Annotated in this window: 1 protein-coding gene and 1 pseudogene; both read right to left on the bottom strand. The window is 40.5% G+C overall.

All coding sequences use genetic code 11. The features are described from left to right. Positions 1-212 (bottom strand): PoNe immunity protein domain-containing protein (locus tag JCM21531_RS17090; protein ID WP_038291624.1); only part of this gene is annotated, 212 nt, incomplete at its 3' end. Positions 213-238: 26 nt separating this feature from the next. Then, positions 239-1,835, bottom strand: a pseudogene (locus tag JCM21531_RS18595) (polymorphic toxin-type HINT domain-containing protein); the annotation flags it as partial.

Below are 1,835 nucleotides of genomic sequence, written 5' to 3'. Positions count from 1 at the left end.
GAGTATTTGGCTGTAAGCATTTCCGTGTTATACATAAACATATGTAAAAACGTAGCATAAATTATGCTTTGATTATCCCTTGGATATCTTTGTATACCTTTTTCCATATCATCTTTCAGAATAACAATCTTTTTTTTACTTTTACAAATTCCTTCTTTGTCATATTCTATTGTTTCTAATAAATAACTTTCACTGCATAACGGATCTCTCATACCATCATCTCCTTTTCATTTGTTATTTATGGCCAGAATCCAATTATTTCACCATTGCTGTTTAACCTATACGTCGTTACTTTTCCATCCTTGCCAACTCGTGATAAAACTTTTTCTACTGCACCGTTGTTTAATGCTTCTATTATATCATCTTTCAGTCTTCTATCACCATTAACTGCTTGTAAAATTCTTTTACCTTGTTTCTCACGGAGCCACTCATCCGACATTTGTTTTATGCCTTTTTTCGTTTTCCCCAATTGTGCAGTATTAAACTTTGACTCATCAATCACATATTTAATATTTGAATTAGGATTCTTGTTTACATATATACCATCTATCCCTTTTGTGATTTTATCATCCGGTGATGTCGGAACTTTCCCTCCTATCTGTTCCAAATCATATCCTACTTCCTTCAATTTTGGATTATTTATAAGATTATCATCCGCTCGATATTCTCCATAATTACCCTTTTGCTTGTTACTGGCGGTTTCCAAATCCAGATTTTCAAAGGTAGTTTTAGGATTATAATTCGCATTATGTACCAATATCCCTTTATTCCCAACATGATAAGTATGAAAGTCATCAACTTTAAAGTTGTAAACTTTCACAGGTTTACCAGTTATTTCGAGCTTTTTCTCTTCTACCACCAAAACATTGCCTTTTGAATCAACCAACTTGTCTCCGACTTGCAGATTCACCGCTTCAACAAAGCCAACATCTTTTACATAAAATGGATGGTCAACGGTTGTTTTGATTACTTCGCCTCCAATTCTCAAATGCAAAAGCTCCGTTGTCTCTCTCACATATGTCTCAAGCACTGTCTTCTGGCTACTTCAAAAGTCTCCGGATTCGCCGCAATTACCTTATCTCCTACCTTGATATTCTCTATCGCAACCAAGCCTGCCGCTGTCAATACCATCGTACCCGCAACAAAGCACTTCATTGTAGATGCCGCCCCGGCACTGAAAACAGCCAGCGCGTTTACTGCAATCTGGAATCCATTGTAAAGTGCATTGGAATGCAGCTTCCGGTTAAATTCAACCAATGCGTTGGATGGATCAAACAGCGATACTCCCATTGCCAGCATGTCAAATCCGTCCATACCCAACGAAAGGGCTGCAGTTACTTTCGAAGTAACATTTATTGCTTTTCCTACAGTGCTCATGCATTGGATGCCTTTCCCTGCCGCTGCTCCCAAAGCACCAAGCCCGGCACATGCCGCTCCTGTCACCGCTCCGGAAACCGCTCCGCTTAAAGCGCCATCCGCAAATCCTTCTAGGAACGAACCTCCATTTATCGCCGCAGCTATTCCTCCGACTGCTCCTCCTATCAAGCCTCCGGCCAATGCTCCCCAGAACGCTCCTGCCAGTATAACTCCCAATACTCCTCCTGTCAGCGCCGCTGCTATTCCCAATCCTGTGATAACTACTGCGGCAGCCACTATTTTAGCAATGGATTTCCAATTATCTTTACACCACTCGGCAACTGCTTTGCAGCCGTCCTTAAATTTTTCCCAGCCGTTTTTCTCACATTCTGGTTTTAAGTAATAGTACTCTTTATAGAAATCTTCTTTTCGCTTATTGATAAGCTCAGCAACTTCACCGTCGATACGGACTACTTCGG

The organism is Acetivibrio straminisolvens JCM 21531, assembly GCF_000521465.1.
GTDB classification, from domain to species: domain Bacteria; phylum Bacillota; class Clostridia; order Acetivibrionales; family Acetivibrionaceae; genus Hungateiclostridium; species Hungateiclostridium straminisolvens.
The sequence above is the reverse complement of the archived record's forward strand: the minus strand, read 5'-3'. Positions and strand labels throughout refer to the sequence as shown.